Raw genomic sequence first — 1,510 nt, forward strand, 5'->3', positions numbered from 1 at the left:
CCGACGAGGATTTTGACCGTCGGTTCAAAAAGGGCGTCGATGACGGCCACCGCCAGGCTTTTTCGGTACACATCATCCGTCATGCGGCCGAATTGACGCTCGCTGGCCCGCTCCTGCACAAAGGCGCGAATGACGCGCACCCCGGCGATCGTTTCCAGCACGCTGTCGTTCATTTTGCCGAATGCGTCCTGCGCTTGCGTAAAACGTTTATGAATCCGCCCGCCGTAAATCGTAATGGCAACCGCCATGAGCGGCAGCGGCAAAATCGCCGCAATCGTCAGCTCCCACGAGATGAAGAAGCCCATCATGCACAGAATCGTCAGCATAAAAAGGGTGGAGTCCACGAACGTTAGAATCCCGAACCCCGCCGTCGTCGATACGGCCTGCAGGTCGTTCGTCGCCCTCGCCATGAGGTCCCCGGTGCGATACTTCTCGTAGAACGTCGGCGTCATACGGAGCAGATGCCGCATAAACCGGGACCGCAGCACGCGCTCCAGAACGAAGGCGCCGCCGAACAATTGGTACAGCCACACGTACGATAAGGTGTAACCGACAATAATCAGTGCGCCCCAGAATGCTAGCAACTGCACCAGCTTCGTGCCGGTCAGCGTACCCATATGGATGCCGTCAATCGCATAGCCGATCAACTTCGGCGGGATCACGTCGATGACGCCGACAATGATCAGCAAGCCGATCGCCAGCGTGTAACGCTTCCAGTTCATCCGGAAGAACCAGGCTAATTTTTTTAAAACCGTAAACATAACTTCCTTTCACTCCCTTCAAGGATCACAACAGAAAAAGCCCACCGCACGCAGCGATAGGCTCTCTTTCCATAGAAAAAGCGCTCGTTACGAACGATGCGTAACCCGCGCTTCATACTTTCAGCGTCTGTCAGGGGCAGCTTGCCGCTACTCGCAGATAGGCCTGCGTGGCGCTGCCTTCGGGTTACTCGCTATGCGGTTGGTGAGAGACATATGCCCAGCTGTATGCATAAAACGATCCCAAACCATATCCTTCATGCGAATACCCTCCCTCGTTCGTTATTTTCCAAAAGTTGTGATGCAAACCTTACAGTGGTGATCTTAACATCCGCCTTCCAGACGTGTCAATCGGAGAAAAACGCTATAAATGAACTGTATCCCTGTCACACATCTTTCACAAACATCCGGCATATCCATAAAACATAGAAGCTCATCCTCACGGAGAAGGGATCGATGGCCATGATCAATCAGGTTTTCGAGTTAATGGGATGGATTGCCGGCTTTGCCACGCTTACAGGCATCGTCATCGCAGGTGTAGCCCGGGCGGTATCGCGAGATTCGACGCAGTATGACATGGTTTTCCTGTGGAACAATCGATATACCTTGGAGGAGCTTGAGCTGGATGGGGAGCGGAAGTAGCGCGGCGAGCATCCCCTGGACTTCGGTCGGCATTATCGTTATCGCTACCGGTTGTCAGAGAGCCTATTCCGTTCAAAATGGCTCGATTGAAGCGCTAACGGTTGCCACAG

The 1,510-nt window shown here is 53.8% G+C and carries 2 protein-coding genes; one reads left to right on the top strand and one right to left on the bottom strand.

Annotation, left to right across the window (positions count from 1 at the left end; translation table 11 throughout):
* Positions 1 to 761, bottom strand: a 761-nt coding sequence (locus tag EJQ19_RS31510; RefSeq protein WP_241243175.1) for an ABC transporter transmembrane domain-containing protein, incomplete at its 3' end; no start/stop codon positions are given.
* Positions 762 to 1,214: 453 nt separating this feature from the next.
* On the opposite strand from EJQ19_RS31510, the gene EJQ19_RS31515 reads away from it, so the two are divergent.
* A complete protein-coding gene (locus EJQ19_RS31515; protein ID WP_241243176.1) occupies positions 1,215 to 1,400 on the top strand; it encodes a hypothetical protein in 186 nt (61 codons plus the stop codon).
* The last annotated feature ends 110 nt before the right edge of the window (positions 1,401 to 1,510 follow it).

Source organism: Paenibacillus whitsoniae (assembly GCF_003955665.1).
Lineage (GTDB): Bacteria > Bacillota > Bacilli > Paenibacillales > NBRC-103111 > Paenibacillus_E > Paenibacillus_E whitsoniae.

What these genes read in the sequence shown, in the direction of transcription:
- EJQ19_RS31515 (WP_241243176.1), top strand. Translation starts at nt 1,215, where the DNA reads ATGGCCATGATCAATCAGGTTTTCGAGTTAATGGGATGGATTGCCGGC.